At 41.0% G+C, this 15,058-nt stretch carries 15 protein-coding genes; 3 read left to right on the forward strand and 12 right to left on the reverse strand.

Features of this window, described 5'->3' with window-relative positions:
• Positions 1–71 precede the first annotated feature (71 nt).
• Positions 72–494, forward strand: coding sequence for a GNAT family N-acetyltransferase (locus JZO85_RS12305; protein ID WP_207108833.1), 423 nt, complete (start codon positions 72–74; stop codon positions 492–494).
• Between the two features lie 18 nt (positions 495–512).
• Here JZO85_RS12305 and JZO85_RS12310 read toward each other — a convergent pair whose 3' ends face one another.
• The 7 genes from JZO85_RS12310 to JZO85_RS12340 all read right to left on the reverse strand — a co-directional run bounded on the left by JZO85_RS12310 (position 513) and on the right by JZO85_RS12340 (position 6,543).
• Positions 513–1,142, reverse strand: coding sequence for a DUF3267 domain-containing protein (locus tag JZO85_RS12310; protein ID WP_207108834.1), 630 nt, complete (start codon positions 1,140–1,142; stop codon positions 513–515).
• A 555-nt stretch (positions 1,143–1,697) separates the two neighbouring features.
• Positions 1,698–2,075, reverse strand: a complete 378-nt coding sequence (locus JZO85_RS12315) for a DUF3021 domain-containing protein (RefSeq protein WP_207108835.1) — start codon at positions 2,073–2,075, stop codon at positions 1,698–1,700.
• A gap of 13 nt (positions 2,076–2,088) precedes the next feature.
• Entirely contained in the window at positions 2,089–2,538 is a 450-nt protein-coding gene (locus JZO85_RS12320; RefSeq protein ID WP_207108836.1) for a LytTR family DNA-binding domain-containing protein, read from the reverse strand.
• A 132-nt stretch (positions 2,539–2,670) separates the two neighbouring features.
• Positions 2,671–3,390, reverse strand: coding sequence for a hypothetical protein (locus JZO85_RS12325; RefSeq protein WP_207108837.1), 720 nt, complete (start codon positions 3,388–3,390; stop codon positions 2,671–2,673).
• A gap of 370 nt (positions 3,391–3,760) precedes the next feature.
• On the reverse strand, positions 3,761–4,921 hold the full coding sequence (locus JZO85_RS12330) for an oxidoreductase (protein WP_207108838.1): 1,161 nt from the start codon (positions 4,919–4,921) through the stop codon (positions 3,761–3,763).
• 20 nt (positions 4,922–4,941) lie between these two features.
• A complete protein-coding gene (locus JZO85_RS12335; RefSeq protein WP_207108839.1) occupies positions 4,942–5,739 on the reverse strand; it encodes an SDR family NAD(P)-dependent oxidoreductase in 798 nt (265 codons plus the stop codon).
• 54 nt (positions 5,740–5,793) lie between these two features.
• Complete coding sequence (locus tag JZO85_RS12340; RefSeq protein ID WP_207108840.1) at positions 5,794–6,543, reverse strand: SDR family NAD(P)-dependent oxidoreductase; 750 nt, start codon at positions 6,541–6,543, stop codon at positions 5,794–5,796.
• Between the two features lie 350 nt (positions 6,544–6,893).
• On the opposite strand from JZO85_RS12340, the gene JZO85_RS12345 reads away from it, so the two are divergent.
• Together JZO85_RS12345 and JZO85_RS12350 are read left to right on the forward strand one after the other, a co-directional pair.
• Positions 6,894–7,958, forward strand: coding sequence for a hypothetical protein (locus tag JZO85_RS12345; RefSeq protein ID WP_207108841.1), 1,065 nt, complete (start codon positions 6,894–6,896; stop codon positions 7,956–7,958).
• 379 nt (positions 7,959–8,337) lie between these two features.
• Positions 8,338–9,582: an HlyC/CorC family transporter gene (locus tag JZO85_RS12350; RefSeq protein WP_207108842.1), complete on the forward strand. Its 1,245-nt coding sequence runs from the start codon at positions 8,338–8,340 to the stop codon at positions 9,580–9,582.
• A gap of 188 nt (positions 9,583–9,770) precedes the next feature.
• On the opposite strand, the gene sufB is transcribed toward JZO85_RS12350, so the two are convergent.
• The 5 genes from sufB to sufC are packed head-to-tail and all read right to left on the reverse strand — an operon-like array spanning position 9,771 to position 14,961.
• The gene (gene sufB / locus JZO85_RS12355) at positions 9,771–11,165 is read right to left on the reverse strand and encodes a Fe-S cluster assembly protein SufB (RefSeq protein WP_207108843.1); all 1,395 of its coding nucleotides are present in this window, start codon (positions 11,163–11,165) and stop codon (positions 9,771–9,773) included.
• 38 nt (positions 11,166–11,203) lie between these two features.
• Complete coding sequence (gene sufU, locus JZO85_RS12360; RefSeq protein ID WP_207108844.1) at positions 11,204–11,677, reverse strand: Fe-S cluster assembly sulfur transfer protein SufU; 474 nt, start codon at positions 11,675–11,677, stop codon at positions 11,204–11,206.
• Positions 11,664–12,899, reverse strand: coding sequence for a cysteine desulfurase (locus tag JZO85_RS12365; protein ID WP_207108845.1), 1,236 nt, complete (start codon positions 12,897–12,899; stop codon positions 11,664–11,666). Before JZO85_RS12365 ends, sufU begins: the two co-directional genes overlap by 14 nt.
• Positions 12,899–14,176, reverse strand: coding sequence for a Fe-S cluster assembly protein SufD (gene sufD, locus JZO85_RS12370; RefSeq protein ID WP_207108846.1), 1,278 nt, complete (start codon positions 14,174–14,176; stop codon positions 12,899–12,901). The genes JZO85_RS12365 and sufD overlap by 1 nt, the downstream gene beginning before the upstream one ends.
• 14 nt (positions 14,177–14,190) lie before the next feature.
• On the reverse strand, positions 14,191–14,961 hold the full coding sequence (gene sufC / locus JZO85_RS12375) for a Fe-S cluster assembly ATPase SufC (protein ID WP_207108847.1): 771 nt from the start codon (positions 14,959–14,961) through the stop codon (positions 14,191–14,193).
• Positions 14,962–15,058 lie beyond the last annotated feature (97 nt).

Here is a 15,058-nt window from a genome sequence, read left to right on the forward strand (position 1 = left end):
CTTGATTTGACAATTCAAGCTATTAAAAATAGCGTAGAATAACTCTATACTGTCATTCAAGGAGGCTTGGCATGGAAAATTCAGAAAATTATATCATCAGAATCGATATCCCTGAAGTGGATGAATACCTTGCACTACGCAAGATTTGCGGATTATCTGAGCGAGGAAAGGAAGCTAGCAAGATTGGGTTAAGCAACAGCATCTATTCTGTGGTCATTAGAAAAAGCACTAATCAAGAACTTGTCGGAATGGGAAGATTGATTGGTGATGGTGGTACTGCGTATCAAATTGTTGATATCGCTGTTCATCCTGCTGAACAAGGTAAAGGTTTGGCAAAAAATATCATGCAGCTGCTGATGACACATATTGACAATGAAATTGATCCGCAGGCTTACGTAAATTTAATTGCAGATTGCCCAGCAGATGCACTTTATAAGCAGTTTGGCTTTGTCGAAACCGCGCCAGAAAGTCTAGGCATGTATTTGAAAAGATAAAAAAACAGGATTCCTATTTCAGGACTCCTGTTTGTTCGTTTCCTTGGTAAATACTACAAAGCCCGGCAATTCTGGATGATCAATGACTAGCCCCTCATGAATGGAACGCGCACCCCAAAAAATTAGAAAATCACCAACAGCCATGAAGATATTGAAAGCTGAAAGTAAAATCAACTCGGTATTCGGATACAACAAGGATAGAAGAAAATACCCGCCTCCCAACACAGTAACTGGCGCTAATACACCGATTTTATAGGCTTTTGCCTCTAATGCTTCTTTACAGTGACAATACGGCATCAGTTCTTTGACATTAAAGCCAAAGGTAATGCTTTTCATCTTATTCTTCGTATAATACGACCATGCCAGCCCATGGATCAATTCATGAATTGGAATAGATAAGAAAAATAGGGAAATAAACAGGAACAAATTGATTTCCCAAAGCGGTGTGGCATCTGCTCCCCAGCGCCAAAAATAACCAACTACCACTAAAACGATAAATGGCACCGGCAGCAACATTCCCTGCGTGCTCGCTTCCTTTGCTGAAAAGGTGATATCCTTTTTATGATACTTTTTTTCCTGTATTTCCTGACAAAGAGCATCGAATACCTCGTACTTCTTTTCTTTCTTAGACCTTTTCTTTGTTTCCATCACTTTCCCCCGTTCCCTATGTCCCCACATAGATCTACACTTTTTATTAACACCCTTTCAATCATAATATACATTTGATTCGACCACGTCAAAATCTAAATTCAAATGATAATTATCGTGAATAAACCGAAAATTCAAAAAAGCAGCTAGAAAGAATCTTTCGATCAAGAATTCTAGCTGCTGCTCTACTATAGTTTTCCTTAAAGGGCTTCTATAAAAAACATTGCTTCAAATAAATTATACAGAGGAGGCTCGCTAGAAAGAACACACTAAACAGTGTTGAATAACAGACGACTGCCTGCAGTAGTTGGCTATGTTGCTTCTAGTAGAATTCTTGTCAATTTTTCCCTCAGTTGAACCTTCAAAATCCAGCAAGTGTCCAGCGTGACTGCAAGAAAATGGTCTTAGTGACAGCTACAATTCTATATATAAACCAATCTCCCCTTATATTTATTATAGATGATTGTTCAATATTTCACGTTTCTTATTTTTGATAATTTGCCAAATTGTTGGGTTTTGTGCTGACTCTGATCCCCGTTATCTAAACAGTTCAAACTATCGCAATTTCTGATTGATTCGTTCGATTTCTCGCTTGTATTTCAAATAGTAAATAATCCAGATGGCAAAGAAAATAGCAAAAAAGGACAGCGATGCCGATAGAATGACCTGCCAGTTAAAGGGGAACCACTCATTCACCCGTGCTGCAATCATAAAGGCAGCAAAGCTTCCTCCTACATGGAGCAATGTTTGTGCCAAGATCGACAGCTTTTTCACACTATAAATCAAGCTCAGCAAGCCGATCACCACTGATAACAAGACAAAGCTCAAAACAATTTTTCTTACCTCACTATCGGCAAAAATAAATGCGAACAGCATGCAGATGGCACTGCCGATCCCAATTGATTGGGCTAAAATTTTAACGATTTTTTTCATTTTGATTCCTCCTCTAAACACCTAGATGACGTTTCAACCGGTCGACGAAACGGCGAGAAATGGTGACTTTCTGTCCATTCTTTAAATAAGCATACAAACTGCCAGAAAAAGCGACCTCCAGCTTTTGGATTTCCCGCGTATTGACTAAAGCCGATTTTGAGATCTGCAGGAATAGTTCACTGGGCAGCTCTTCCTTTAATGCAGTCAATGACTTCCGAAAAGAATACTCCTGATTCGCTGTATATAAAGTCACGATCTTATTGAACACCTCCAGATAAATGATTTCCGCTTTATTCAATAGGATATATTCATCCTTTACTTTGATTACCAGCTGCTCCTCTTGATAAGCCTCTAATCGGCTGGCAATTTGATTGCCTATGGCTTCTTCTGCTGCCCGAATTCGAACCTCTGGCTCTGTCCATCTTTCCTCGATCTCCATTTGGATCCTCACCCCTTTAAACATGTGCCCCCCTCCTTTGTATCCTTATAATAAAATATCTGTTACAAAGAAAATAGTCTATTTTCCCTTCCGGTAAACTAGGCGGCCGATCCGGTAAAAAAAAAAGAAACCTCACAAAAGGTTTCTTGTCCATTTTTATTCCTGAACCATTTCAACACCAGCAGGTTCAACGGCGTATTCACAGTCACTATCTGTCTCCATTGGCCGTTCCCTTAAGTAGAGTGCTTGCTGACGCTGCTGTAGTACGCCGATTTTTTGCGTGATCAGCACTAAAAGCTGCCTCAAACTTTCTTCTGAATTGACTTTATTCTCAACGATAGCCTGACAAAGGTACTCAACCTGATGACTTTTCTCGAATAATTCAAGATAGCTCTCACTGGCACGATCAACGTCGCGAATCATCTGCCAATCGGTATCATGATAATAGGTGTCATACATGACAAAATCCAACCGATAAACCGACAATACGAATAAATCACGTACTTTTTGATTTTCACGCAGCAGTTTCGCTAAATCCGCTGATCCATTCGTAATCTCTCCGCCTAGCTCCACCAGAACCGAATAATTTGTTTCATACTCCTTTTTCAACTTCTTAAATAAACGAGTTGTCTTCTTGATCTCCTTTTGTGTTTCACGATATTTCAAATATTGAAACATCAGCAATGCGGCTAAAAATGAAAAGAAGCAGCCAAAGAAAGCCGTTGACGCATTGACAAATGTCTGAATAATATCGATGTGTTCTCCGAAAAATTCTTTATTGAAATAAATCAGACCAATACTAATCACCGCAATGACTTCACCGACCAATAATACGGCTAAAGCAGCAATCGCTAGTTTTTGTTTTTCTGAAATCATTTTTCACCACACATTCAAATTGAATGCTTCTCCTTATATTTTTTCTCCCAAACCCCTAAAAATAAGTCAAAACGCCCCCTTCTTCTATGTACTAAATACCTCAGAAATTAGTTTCTACATATTCAGTTAACAAAATGAATTATTTATAACTTTACACATATTTTATCGTTTAATAACGTTTTTTATTATATCATTTATTGATTCTATAATAAAGACTTCCGAAACATTTTGAATAAATTTTTTTATTTATAATTTTTGTACAAAATGAATTATTTAACAAAAACACCATTGCTGCGCTTTGCAAGTAATGGTGTTTCAATTTCGTCTATTTTTCTATAATAGTCTAATCAGTCTTTCAACATGATAACCGTTATTTCTCAATCAATCCTTCCACCTGCGGTAATCCGATGCCCGCAGTATAAACTTCGATCAACCCAGCCGGCAACTCCAGATCATCTGTATGTCCTTTGACATTCATATGGATTGTCTCTTCCTTGTCCGCCAAAATCTTTTCTTTGAAGTCTGGATCAGATAATGCCGCTACCCCCATCGAAGCCACATCACCATAGTTTAGTGCATCCAGTGCATCAGCAGCAGAACGAATTGTTCCTGAGATAACTACAGGAACCCTGCCGCCAACGAAATTCTTGATGACTAAGCTGACAGGTTCTGTATGGTCACCCTTTTGCGGCATTGCTTTATAGGTATAGGCATCCTTGCCAAAATTGCCACCGGCTGCTGAAGACAGATCAAGAAAATCAAGATCTTGCTCCAATAGTTTATCAATTAGTTTCAACGAATCATCTAACGTATAGCCGACCATTTCCCCGTGAATTTCCTCTGGCGAGATACGGTAGCCGACAATCGCATCTGGATTTTCTGCTCGTGCGACCTTCAACACTTCCTTCGTCACTTCGATCGCAAAATTCATCCGCTTTTCAAAGCTGCCGCCCCAATAATCCTCCCGCTGATTAGAATAGCTGGAGAAAAACTGCTGGATCAAATAATGATTGGCGCCATGAATCTCCACGCCATCAAAGCCTGCCTTCAACAAACGTCTTGCTGCCAACCCGAAATCCTTCACGACTTGCCAAACCTCATCCTCCGTCAGCTCAGTCACTTTATATTGTAAGAACGGAAAGGCAATTGCACTTGGTGCATAAGCTTTACCAGTCACATAGCAGCCATAGGCTCCTTCACGTCCTGGATGCTGGATTTGTCCGATGGCTTTGCTGCCATTACTCTTCATTGCTTCTGCCAATTTACTATAGACTTCGATCGCATCATCAGTATATAAAGCTAATTGTTTCGGATGCCCTTGGATATTTTCCTGAATCGTGATCGCACCAGTCAAAAGCAAATCCGCAAACTTGCTGCGCCGTTCAAAATACTTGATATCTTCTTCTGTTGGGCGACCCGTCGCTGGATCAGCCGCAAAAACCACCATTGGACACATCGCGAAACGATTCTTCAACTGGCCGCCGTGCTTCAATTCGATTGCTTCAAATAATGCTGCATATTTTTCCTTCATTTCGATTCCTCCTCTTTCTGCTATACTCTCGCGTGTGTACAGTACCAGCCGCCATCGATTGTAATTGTCGCACCAGTAATGAAGCTGGCTTTTGCAGAAGCTAGAAACGCAAATAATTTCGCTGGCTCCCAGTCCTCCCCAATTCGCCGACTAGGGATCGCCTTCAAAGCCGCTTCCGTCCCAAGCATTTCCCATGCCTGATCCGGCATCAAGTTCGTACGAATCAATCCCGGACAAACAGCGTTCACACGGATAAAGGTATTGTCGCCTTCATCGATCTCCGTCACCGCTTTTGGTCGGCCAAACATATCAGCTGGATTATTATTTAACAGTGCCGCTGCACTTTGTCTTGTATAATTCAGCAAGGCAGCTTTCAAAACATTATAGGGAACCGAATCCCCGATCATGAATGATGCAACTGACGCCGTATGAGTGATACTTGGATTCTCTGACTTGCGCAAAAGAGGTACACAATGCTTCGTAAACATCGCCGCATGCAACACATAAAGCTGAAACGCCCGTTCAAATTCACCAGAATCAACATCCTCCACCGTTCCTACAATTGCCGAACCCGCATTACAAATCAAACTATCCAATCTACCAAATTTTTCCTTCACAAAAGCCGCCGCCGCTTTGATCTGCTCCTCATCTGTCACATCACATTTAAAGGGTAGAAACTTCTCTCCTAAATCCTTCGTCCGACTAAAATTCCGACCAATCCCGATCACTGTCGCTCCTTGATCCAAGAACTCCTTCGTCGTCGCTAGACCAATGCCAGAGGTCGCGCCAGTAATCAATACGATATACTCTTTTAACATGTTGAATCCTCCTTCTACCTCAATTTAAAGAAACTGCGAAAAGTGGAACTGGCATCAATTACTGACCGTCATTAAGCCGCCATCAATCAACACATCAGCGCCATTAATGTACTGTGCATCCGTCGAGGCTAAGAAACCAATCAAATCCGCTACTTCCTCCGGTTTACCTGTTCGTCCGCAAGTAACCTTCGCCATCTGATCGTACATCGCCAAGACATCGTTTTCTTCCATATTGACACCCTCACGCTGGAAGATCGGGGTCTGAATAAATCCTGGCGACACGCTATTGCAGCGCACACCAATAAACCCCATAGTTTGCTGTTTGGTGTACAGCACCACGGCGTTTTTCGCTAAATTATACAGTGGGTTTTCAGAGCTGACAGTCCGGCTGGCGGCAGAAGCAGTGTTGATGATACTGGCATTATTTTGCGGAGCATTTAATAAAAGAGGATACAATTCCTTGGCAAAAAGCATCGGCGCCCGTAACAAAAGACTAAAGCAGCGATCAAATTGGTCGACCGTCACATCACGAATCGTAGTATTCTCGCCAAAACCCGCATTGTTTACAAACACATCTAACTCATTGTCAAAGGTTTCTTGGATGAATTCACACGTCTTCACGATCTCATCGGCATCCCGCACATCGCACGCACAAGGAATAAACCGATCACCTAAATCCTTCGTTTTGCTAAAATTCCTTCCGATCCCAATGACCGTGGCTCCCTCCTTGATAAACAGCCGAGCCGTAGCCAGACCAATACCAGAGGTTGCACCAGTGATAACAACTTTGTAATCTTGGAACATCGTTCTACCTCCTAAAATTATTTTCAAAAATAGGACAGTTGAATTTGTTCAATTGAGTTGCAGTTTTTTGGATTTTTACTTACAGACAGGTGTCTTGGTGATTCGAATAGGTAAGAGGAAATTATCTACGTTGCTAGTTTAATGATAGCATTAATCAGCGCGATTGGAGAACGCCTTCAAAATTAACCTTAAATAATCACTTAGAGGTTTTGCTTCCAAGCCCGACTCATTATGCTAAACTTAGAATAACTATGAAATAGAAGAAATCCACACGATTATTACAATCCTGAAGACTAAGTTGTTAAAACAGTTTCACCTCAAAAAGTATTACTAAAAAAGGAGTGAAATGAATGACCCATTTTGAAAAAGCTCAATCTCTAACAGAAATCAAAGAAGTATTAAGAAAAGCAATGGCCGTAAGTAACGATCCTTATACAGTTGCTTTATTAGGTCTCAACATGCGCTATACATTCACATTAAATACAAAATCTAACAAGGGTTTCGCTAAATTCTTGGCGGAGCGGATTTGGAATCGTTATGACCTGGATGACTTTCTTTTGGATAGCCAAGAATCTGAAGCACTTGATTCTTATCTCCAAGTGTTAGCGATGTACTATTTAATCTCAGAAGATACGCAACAATTTCAAAAAATCGTCAACTGGCTACCTAGCCTAACCTCCGCTCAAAAACAAGTAATTCTCAGTTGGCCTAAAAAAATGGTTTTCAGTGTATTCAAAACTTTTGTTGAGAAAGATTCAGTTACCTTTCAAGACATAAAAGACAAAAAAATTTACTCGATCTCCTTTACCGATCCAAATATGCCTAGTGAAATAGCGAAGTATGATACACCACTCTTAACATTCATTGTTCCGACAGATACCGATTATTTGAGTACCATGGCACTTTCTTGTCAACCAACCGAAGATTTAAAAAGCGTTTTAAACGCAACCAATAGCAAAAAAGAAAGTGAACTAATCCTTATAGACTGGTTTTTTAGCACCGCTCCAGAAATATCTGAAAATTATGATGAATTCCTCGAACAAAGTTTTTATTCCTTAGCACGAAGGAGAAATGAATCAACAACAGATTTTGCTCGAAGGTTACTGAGACAGGATGAAAAAATCATCCGTTTTAAACATTATGATCAATTCGAGGCGTTTACGATCAAAATTATTGATACCTTTCCACAAATGTTCTTTCCGGCAGCGAATGCATTTCCTCTACTTCTAGCATTAGAACAATTATTCACCATAGAAAGTGAAACAAATGATTTCTTAGATCAAAACTATCTACCTGATTTTTGGGAACTATTGATTCGGGAGCATCTACCTAAAGAAGTGAAGGCGATCAAATCTTATCGCGTTTCAGAGGATTACTGGGATGAAGAAGATTTTGAGTTAGACCTGGGATTTTAATGAAATGACTAATTGAGAAGTCTCGCCATTTGCTTTTCAACGAGACTTCTAGTCTTACCTATTTTTTTGATTTGTCTTACTAGAAAATGATTTCAAGAAGTCTTTCCTTTGCATCAACTAACCAACCCTTTCAATAAATGAACAATCGTCTCTAACTTATCAATTTGGGTTTGAATCCTATCTTGACATTCAATTTAGACTACGATACGGTTAATTAAAGAGTTTTTAACTATGATAGGAGAAATGATATTTTGGACGACGAGGACTCGTTGTGTATAGAAAAAGATAATCGTGTGTTTTATGATGGTGATTTCAACGTACGCTGTTTGTATACAGGGTGCTTTTTTGCATTGGTTGAAAAATATAAGGAGGAAAATTTTTGGATAATTTGAGTACCATGATTGTGGTATTGGCAATATTACTGGCTTTATCAGCATTCTTTTCTTCAAGTGAAACAGCTTATTCTTCACTGAATCGAATCAGAATTACTAAATTGGCAGAGGAAGGAAATGATAAAGCAAGGAACGTTTTGGAATTGTTTCATAATTTTGATCGTCTCTTGTCAGCGATCCTGATTGGAAACAACATTGTTAATATCGCAAGTTCTTCTATTGCAACTGTACTTTTTGTACGCTATTTCGGTAACATCGGCGTGACGCTGTCAACGGTTGTGATGACGATTCTAGTGTTAACTTTTGGGGAGATATTTCCTAAAACATTGGCAAAAGAATCTCCTGAGACTTTTGCGCTTGCGGTTGCCCGCCCACTAAAAGTTTTAGTGACCATTTTTTATCCACTGACACTCTTTTTCGCTGTCTTAAAAATCGGACTGATGAAACTGTTGCCAAATAAAGAAGCGACTCCTTCCATCACCGAAGATGAACTGTTGATTCTTGTGGAGGAAGCTGCTCAAGAGGGTTCAATCGATGAGGATGATGAGCTTCTAATCAAAAGTGTAGTCGCATTTAACGATCTAGAAGTCCAAAAGATTTTTGTTCCCCGTACGGATATCATTTCTATTAACAGTAAAAAGAGTATAGATGAAATAGCAGATATATTTGAATCCTCCGGTTTATCTCGCCTACCCTATTGTCAGGACAGCATAGATGATGTGACCGGCGTGGTGAATCAAAAAGATTTTTACTACCATGTACTAAAAGAGGGAAAAAGCTTAAAAGATATCGTCAAACCCATCAGCTTTATACCAAAAAGTATGAAGATTTCGGAGCTGATGAAGAAATTTCAAGCCGATCAAATCCATATAGCAATTATTATTGATGAATATGGTGGGACTGCGGGACTCGTTACGTTAGAAGATATCATTGAAGAATTGGTTGGGGAGATCTGGGATGAATATGATAATAAGGAACTAGATTATTACAAACTGGCAGATGGTAGCTTCTTGGTAAATGGACGATCGGATTTCGATTGTCTGGAGGAGCTGTTCGATATTTCTAATAGCACGAACTCTATCTCAGTCGCAGGCTATATTTTAGCGTCAATCGAACGAATCCCCATGGAGGGTGAATCCATTCAGTTAGATGGGTTAAAAATGACCATTTCGAAGATGAGGAATCGTAGGATTGAGGAAGTGGTAGTTCAACCAATTGTTGTAGATGGATAGATGTTGCTAATTATGAAAACGATAGATAATCCTGATTTAGTTTTTATCTAATATATTGAACAAGCCTCGCCACCGCATTTCATGACGAGACTTGTTTTATGTGTCCGAGTATTATTCCATCATAAAAGAATTCTATTAAAAAAAGCTAGAAACCCCACATATCAAGGTTTCTAGCAAATAAACAAGTATTACCCCACAGACCCTTCCATCTCATACTGAATCAGACGGTTGAGTTCCACAGCGTATTCCATTGGTAATTCCTTCGTAAATGGTTCCACAAATCCCATAACGATCATTTCAGTCGCTTCTTGTTCAGAAAGACCGCGACTCATTAGATAATAAAGCTGTTCTTCGGAAATTTTTGAAACTTTCGCTTCATGCTCCAAAGAGACATTCCCATTCAAAATTTGATTATAAGGGATCGTATCCGAACTTGATTGATCATCCATGATGATCGTGTCACACTCAATATGGCTGAATGAACCAGCGCTGTCCCGTCCAAAACGGACAGTTCCGCGGTAATCTACTGCGCCGCCATCTTTGGCAATAGATTTTGAAACGATCGTACTAGATGTGTTTGGTGCGTTATGAATCATACGGGCACCGTTATCTAGTACAATATTTTTGCCAGCTACAGCGATTGACAGCATGGTGCCGCGTGCGCCTTTGCCTTCCATGTAGACACTTGGGTATTTCATCGTTACTTTTGAGCCTAAGTTGCCGTCGACCCATTCCATTGTCGCGTTTTCTTGTGCTTGTCCACGTTTGGTTTCCAAACTGTACACGTTGTTTGACCAGTTTTGGATTGTAGTATAACGGCAGTAGCCATCTTTTTTAACGAAAACTTCCACAACTGCGGCATGCAAACTATCTGAAGAATAGGTTGGTGCAGTACAGCCTTCCACATAGTTGACACTCGCACCTTCGTCTACGATAATCAGCGTACGTTCGAATTGTCCGGTATTTGCCGAATTGATCCGGAAGTATGACTGGATCGGAATATCCGTTTTTACACCTTTTGGTACATAGATAAAGGTTCCGCCAGACCAGGCTGCTGAGTTCAAGGCAGCTAATTTGTTGTCTGATGGTGGGACTAAGGTTCCAAAGTATTCTTTGAATAATTCGGGGTATTCTTTCAAAGCTGAGTCTGTATCAGTGAAGACGATCCCTAGTTTGGTGAACTCGTCTTTCATGTTGTGATACACTACTTCTGATTCGTATTGGGCAGAAGCTCCGGCTAAGTAAGCGCGCTCTGCTTCAGGAATTCCCAGACGTTCAAAAGTCGTTTTGATCTCTTCTGGTACATCTTCCCAATCGCGGGCTGGTTTATCGCTGGAACGAATGAAGTAGTTAATTTTATCGTAATCCAATTCGGATAGATCTGGTCCGTAATCGGGCATATCTAATTTTCTGAATGTTTGCAGAGATTTCAAACGGAAATCCAACATCCATTCTGGTTCTCCTTTTGCGCGGGAGATTTCGCGAATGACTTCTTCAGATAATCCTTCGCCAGTCGTAAAGACAGGTTCGATATCATCGTGGAAGCCAAATTGATATTCCTCTTGCATTTCAGGTACACTCATGTAATCCCGCTCCTCATCTTAATGTATTTCTGTTCTTACTACTCTTTGTGATATTGTCCTTCACGAGCTTTTCCTTGTTCGCTGGTCAACGCTTTGCCTAATGCTTTCCAGGCTAGTGTTGAGCATTTGATACGAGCTGGGAATTTCGCTACACCGCTAAGCATCGCCGCATCTCCCAATGCTTCCTCGTCGTCTTCAGGAATCTCATTGCCTTGCACCATTTGGGCAAAAATTACCGCTAAATGCTCTGCTTCTGAAACAGGTTTTCCGATCACCGCATCCGTCATCATGGATGCACTCGCTGTAGAAATCGAACAGCCGCTGCCGGAAAACGCGATATCGGTAATGACATCGTCTTTTACAATCAGCTCAAGCTCGATTACATCGCCGCAGGTCGGATTATTCATCTCGATCGTCTGCGTGGATTCGTTCAGCTTTCCGCGATGATGGGGATGAGAGGAATGATCTAAGATCACCTGCCGATATAAATTGTCTAATTTAGATAGCGCCATCTTTGAAAAACTCCTTCGTCGCCTGAATTGCTTCGATCAAACGGTCCGCATCTTCTTTCGTGTTGTAGAAGTAGAAGCTGGCCCGCGCCGTCGCTGGCAGATTCAAATAATTCATTAATGGTTGTGCACAATGATGTCCTGCTCGCACAGCGACACCTTCCATATCTAAAGCGGTCGCTACATCATGAGGATGGATATTCTCTAGATTAAAGGCGATCACACCAGTATGCTGCTCTGGATCTTGCGGGCCATAAATAGTGACTCCGCCAATTTCACGTAATTTCGGTAAAACATAAGCGACTAATTCTTGTTCGTAGTGATGGATATTCTCCATACCAATTTCGTTCAAATAATCAATCGCGGCTCCAAGAGCAATCGCACCTGCAATGTTCGGTGTGCCGGCTTCGAATTTCCATGGTAATTCTTTCCAAGTACTATCATAAAGATTTACAAAGTCGATCATTTCGCCGCCAAATTCAACAGGCTCCATTTGCTCCAGCCATTGACGTTTTCCATATAATACACCGATTCCGGTTGGTCCGCACATCTTATGTCCGCTAAAGGCAAAGAAGTCTGCATCCAATTCTTGGACATCAACTGTCATATGGGGTGCTGCTTGCGCGCCGTCCACGATCATTACCGCATCATTTGCATGGGCCATCTCAGCCAATTCTTTGATTGGATTAATAACACCAAGCACGTTGGAAACATAGGCTAATGAGACGATCGCTGTTTTTTCATTGATGATTTCTTTCGCGGCAGCCATATCGATAAAGCCTTCATCTGTCAACGGTAAATAGCGTAGTTTTGCACCTTTACGTTCAACTAGCTGCTGCCACGGAATGATATTAGAGTGATGTTCCATGTAAGAAATAACGATTTCATCGCCCTCTTTAATAAAGGCATCGCCGTAACTGCGAGCCAGCCAGTTCAACCCAGTAGTGGTTCCGCGAGTGAACAAGACTTCAGCAGTTTCCTTCGCATGAATAAATGCTCGGACTTTTTCACGACTATTTTCATAATCTTCTGTCGCCCGTTCCGCTAAAGTATGTACCCCACGGTGAACATTGGCATTATCATTTTCATAGTAATGGCGCAGCACATCTAAGACTTGCGTCGGCTTTTGGGTCGTCGCCGCATTGTCTAAATAAACAAGTGGTTCATCATTTACTTCTTGGAAAAGAATTGGAAAATCTTTTCTAATAGTAGAAAAATCCCTCATTATTTACTCAACTTCCCTTCGATCGTAGCGATCAATTGCTCTTGAGTGGCTTTAACTGGAATAGCAGTAATGACAGGTCCTAAGAATCCACGGATAACCAAACGTTCAGCCGCTGCTTTTTCTAACCCGCGACTCATTAAGTAGAAGAGTTCGTCAGGATCGACCCGACCAACACTGGCCGCGTGTCCAGCAGTCACTTCATTTTCATCGATTAAAAGGATCGGATTGGCATCGCCTCGAGATTTTTCAGACAGCATCAGCACACGACTTTCCTGTTGCGCGTCCGCTCCCTTAGCACCTTTTAAGATATGCCCGATGCCGTTAAAGGTCAAGGTCGATTTATCTAAAATGACCCCATGCTGTAAAATATGGCCAATCGTATGAGGGGCTTTATTTGTTACTCGAGTGTCAATTCCTTGGATTTGTTTGCCATCACTAATTGCGACAATCTTCACTTCTGAATGAGAGCCTTCACCGACTAAGTCAGAATCAAAATCTGCGATGACATTTCCATCGTTCATAATCCCGATCGCCCAGTCGATCATTGAGTCTCGCATTAGATAACCGCGACGGTTCATGTAGGTAGCAATGTTTCCGCCTAATGAATCAACGGCGGAGAATTTCACTCGTGCACCAGGTTTTGTAATTACCTCAACTACAACGTTTCCTGATAATTTCTTCGCAGTATCTCCTTGTGATTCAAACCGTTCCAAGTAAGAAAATTCGCTGTTGTCTTCTGCTACGATCAGCACATGTTTAAAGAAATGGGCATCGTCATCACCATTATGCAAAAATAAACTTTCAATCGGTTCTTCAATCACCACGTTTTTCGGAACATATAGGAAAACACCGTTATTCATAAAGGCCGCGTGTAAAGCAGTCATTGAATTTTCTTCAACAGGAACTGCTTTAGTCATGTAATATTCTTTAACGAGTTCAGGATGCTCCTGTACCGCTGTCACCAAATCAGTGAAGATTACTCCTTGATCAGCAAGCTTCGATGAAAGCTGCTCGAAAACAGTCGTTTCACCTGATTGCACGATAATCGGATTGTCCTTCATTTGATCGAAGCTGGGAATCGTTCCCGCTGCTTCTTGATGCTCAGGTTTTACATTATACAGATTCCAACGAGCGAACTTTACTTTTTCAATCACAGGTAAAGGCAGCTCATCAATTTTGTTCAACGCGTTGACGCGCAAATCGGTCATCCATTGAGGTTCGGCCCATTCTGCAGAGAAAGCTTTGACGGCCTCAAGATATTCTGTCCATTTTTTCATCTATCTTGTCCCTCCTAAACTTCTTCTTTGTAATCGATACCTAATTCAGCAGAGATGCCTGCGTAGCCTTCAGCTTCCAAACGTTTCGCTAATTCTGCATCGCCAGTCAAGACTACTCGACCATCCATCATGATATGCACCACATCAGGAACGATGTAATTCAGTAGACGTTGATAATGAGTGATGATCAACGCTCCGAAATCTTCGCCGCGCATTTCATTGATTCCTTTAGCAACGACCTTCAACGCATCAATGTCTAGTCCTGAGTCGATTTCATCCAGGATCGCAAAAGTTGGTTCGATCATTAATAATTGAAGAATCTCATTTCGTTTCTTTTCTCCACCAGAGAAGCCTTCATTTAAATAGCGTTCCGCCATTTCTTCCGGCATATTCAGCAAGTCCATTTTCTTATCTAATTTTTTTAAGAATTGCATCACAGAGATTTTATCTTCTTCTTCACGACGAGCGTTGATCGCTGCGCGCATGAACTCTGCATTGCTGATCCCTGGAATCTCACTTGGATATTGCATCGCTAGGAACAGACCTAAACGTGCGCGTTCATCAACTTCTAAATCTAAAATATTTTTTCCATCGAAAAGAATCTCGCCTTTTGTCACTTCATAGTTTGGGTTCCCCATGATTGCTGCTGATAAAGTAGATTTACCAGTTCCATTGGGCCCCATGATGGCATGGATCTCACCCGTCTTCATCACAAGGTCTACACCCTTTAAAATTTCTTTATCGTCGATGGCAACGTGCAAGTCTTTGATTTCTAAAACTGACATGAAAGTACCTCCAAAATTTTTTTCTCGTTCTCACATATTTTAGACTAAATGAGAATGGAATACAAACTGATTCACCAATTTTCTTATAAAAAACAGC

It is taken from the genome of Candidatus Enterococcus murrayae (genome assembly GCF_017315985.1).
GTDB classification, from domain to species: domain Bacteria; phylum Bacillota; class Bacilli; order Lactobacillales; family Enterococcaceae; genus Enterococcus_A; species Enterococcus_A murrayae.

Bases quoted from the DNA above. Each gene is read 5' to 3' on its own strand.
- JZO85_RS12345 (WP_207108841.1), top strand. From the start codon at position 6,894: ATGACCCATTTTGAAAAAGCTCAATCTCTAACAGAAATCAAAGAAGTA.
- sufD (WP_207108846.1), bottom strand. From the start codon at position 14,176: ATGAAAAAATGGACAGAATATCTTGAGGCCGTCAAAGCTTTCTCTGCA.
- JZO85_RS12305 (WP_207108833.1), top strand. From the start codon at position 72: ATGGAAAATTCAGAAAATTATATCATCAGAATCGATATCCCTGAAGTG.
- JZO85_RS12320 (WP_207108836.1), bottom strand. From the start codon at position 2,538: ATGTTTAAAGGGGTGAGGATCCAAATGGAGATCGAGGAAAGATGGACA.
- sufC (WP_207108847.1), bottom strand. From the start codon at position 14,961: ATGTCAGTTTTAGAAATCAAAGACTTGCACGTTGCCATCGACGATAAA.
- sufU (WP_207108844.1), bottom strand. From the start codon at position 11,677: ATGGCGCTATCTAAATTAGACAATTTATATCGGCAGGTGATCTTAGAT.
- sufB (WP_207108843.1), bottom strand. From the start codon at position 11,165: ATGAGTGTACCTGAAATGCAAGAGGAATATCAATTTGGCTTCCACGAT.
- JZO85_RS12365 (WP_207108845.1), bottom strand. From the start codon at position 12,899: ATGAGGGATTTTTCTACTATTAGAAAAGATTTTCCAATTCTTTTCCAA.
- JZO85_RS12325 (WP_207108837.1), bottom strand. From the start codon at position 3,390: ATGATTTCAGAAAAACAAAAACTAGCGATTGCTGCTTTAGCCGTATTA.
- JZO85_RS12310 (WP_207108834.1), bottom strand. From the start codon at position 1,142: ATGGAAACAAAGAAAAGGTCTAAGAAAGAAAAGAAGTACGAGGTATTC.
- JZO85_RS12335 (WP_207108839.1), bottom strand. From the start codon at position 5,739: ATGTTAAAAGAGTATATCGTATTGATTACTGGCGCGACCTCTGGCATT.
- JZO85_RS12340 (WP_207108840.1), bottom strand. From the start codon at position 6,543: ATGTTCCAAGATTACAAAGTTGTTATCACTGGTGCAACCTCTGGTATT.
- JZO85_RS12315 (WP_207108835.1), bottom strand. From the start codon at position 2,075: ATGAAAAAAATCGTTAAAATTTTAGCCCAATCAATTGGGATCGGCAGT.
- JZO85_RS12330 (WP_207108838.1), bottom strand. From the start codon at position 4,921: ATGAAGGAAAAATATGCAGCATTATTTGAAGCAATCGAATTGAAGCAC.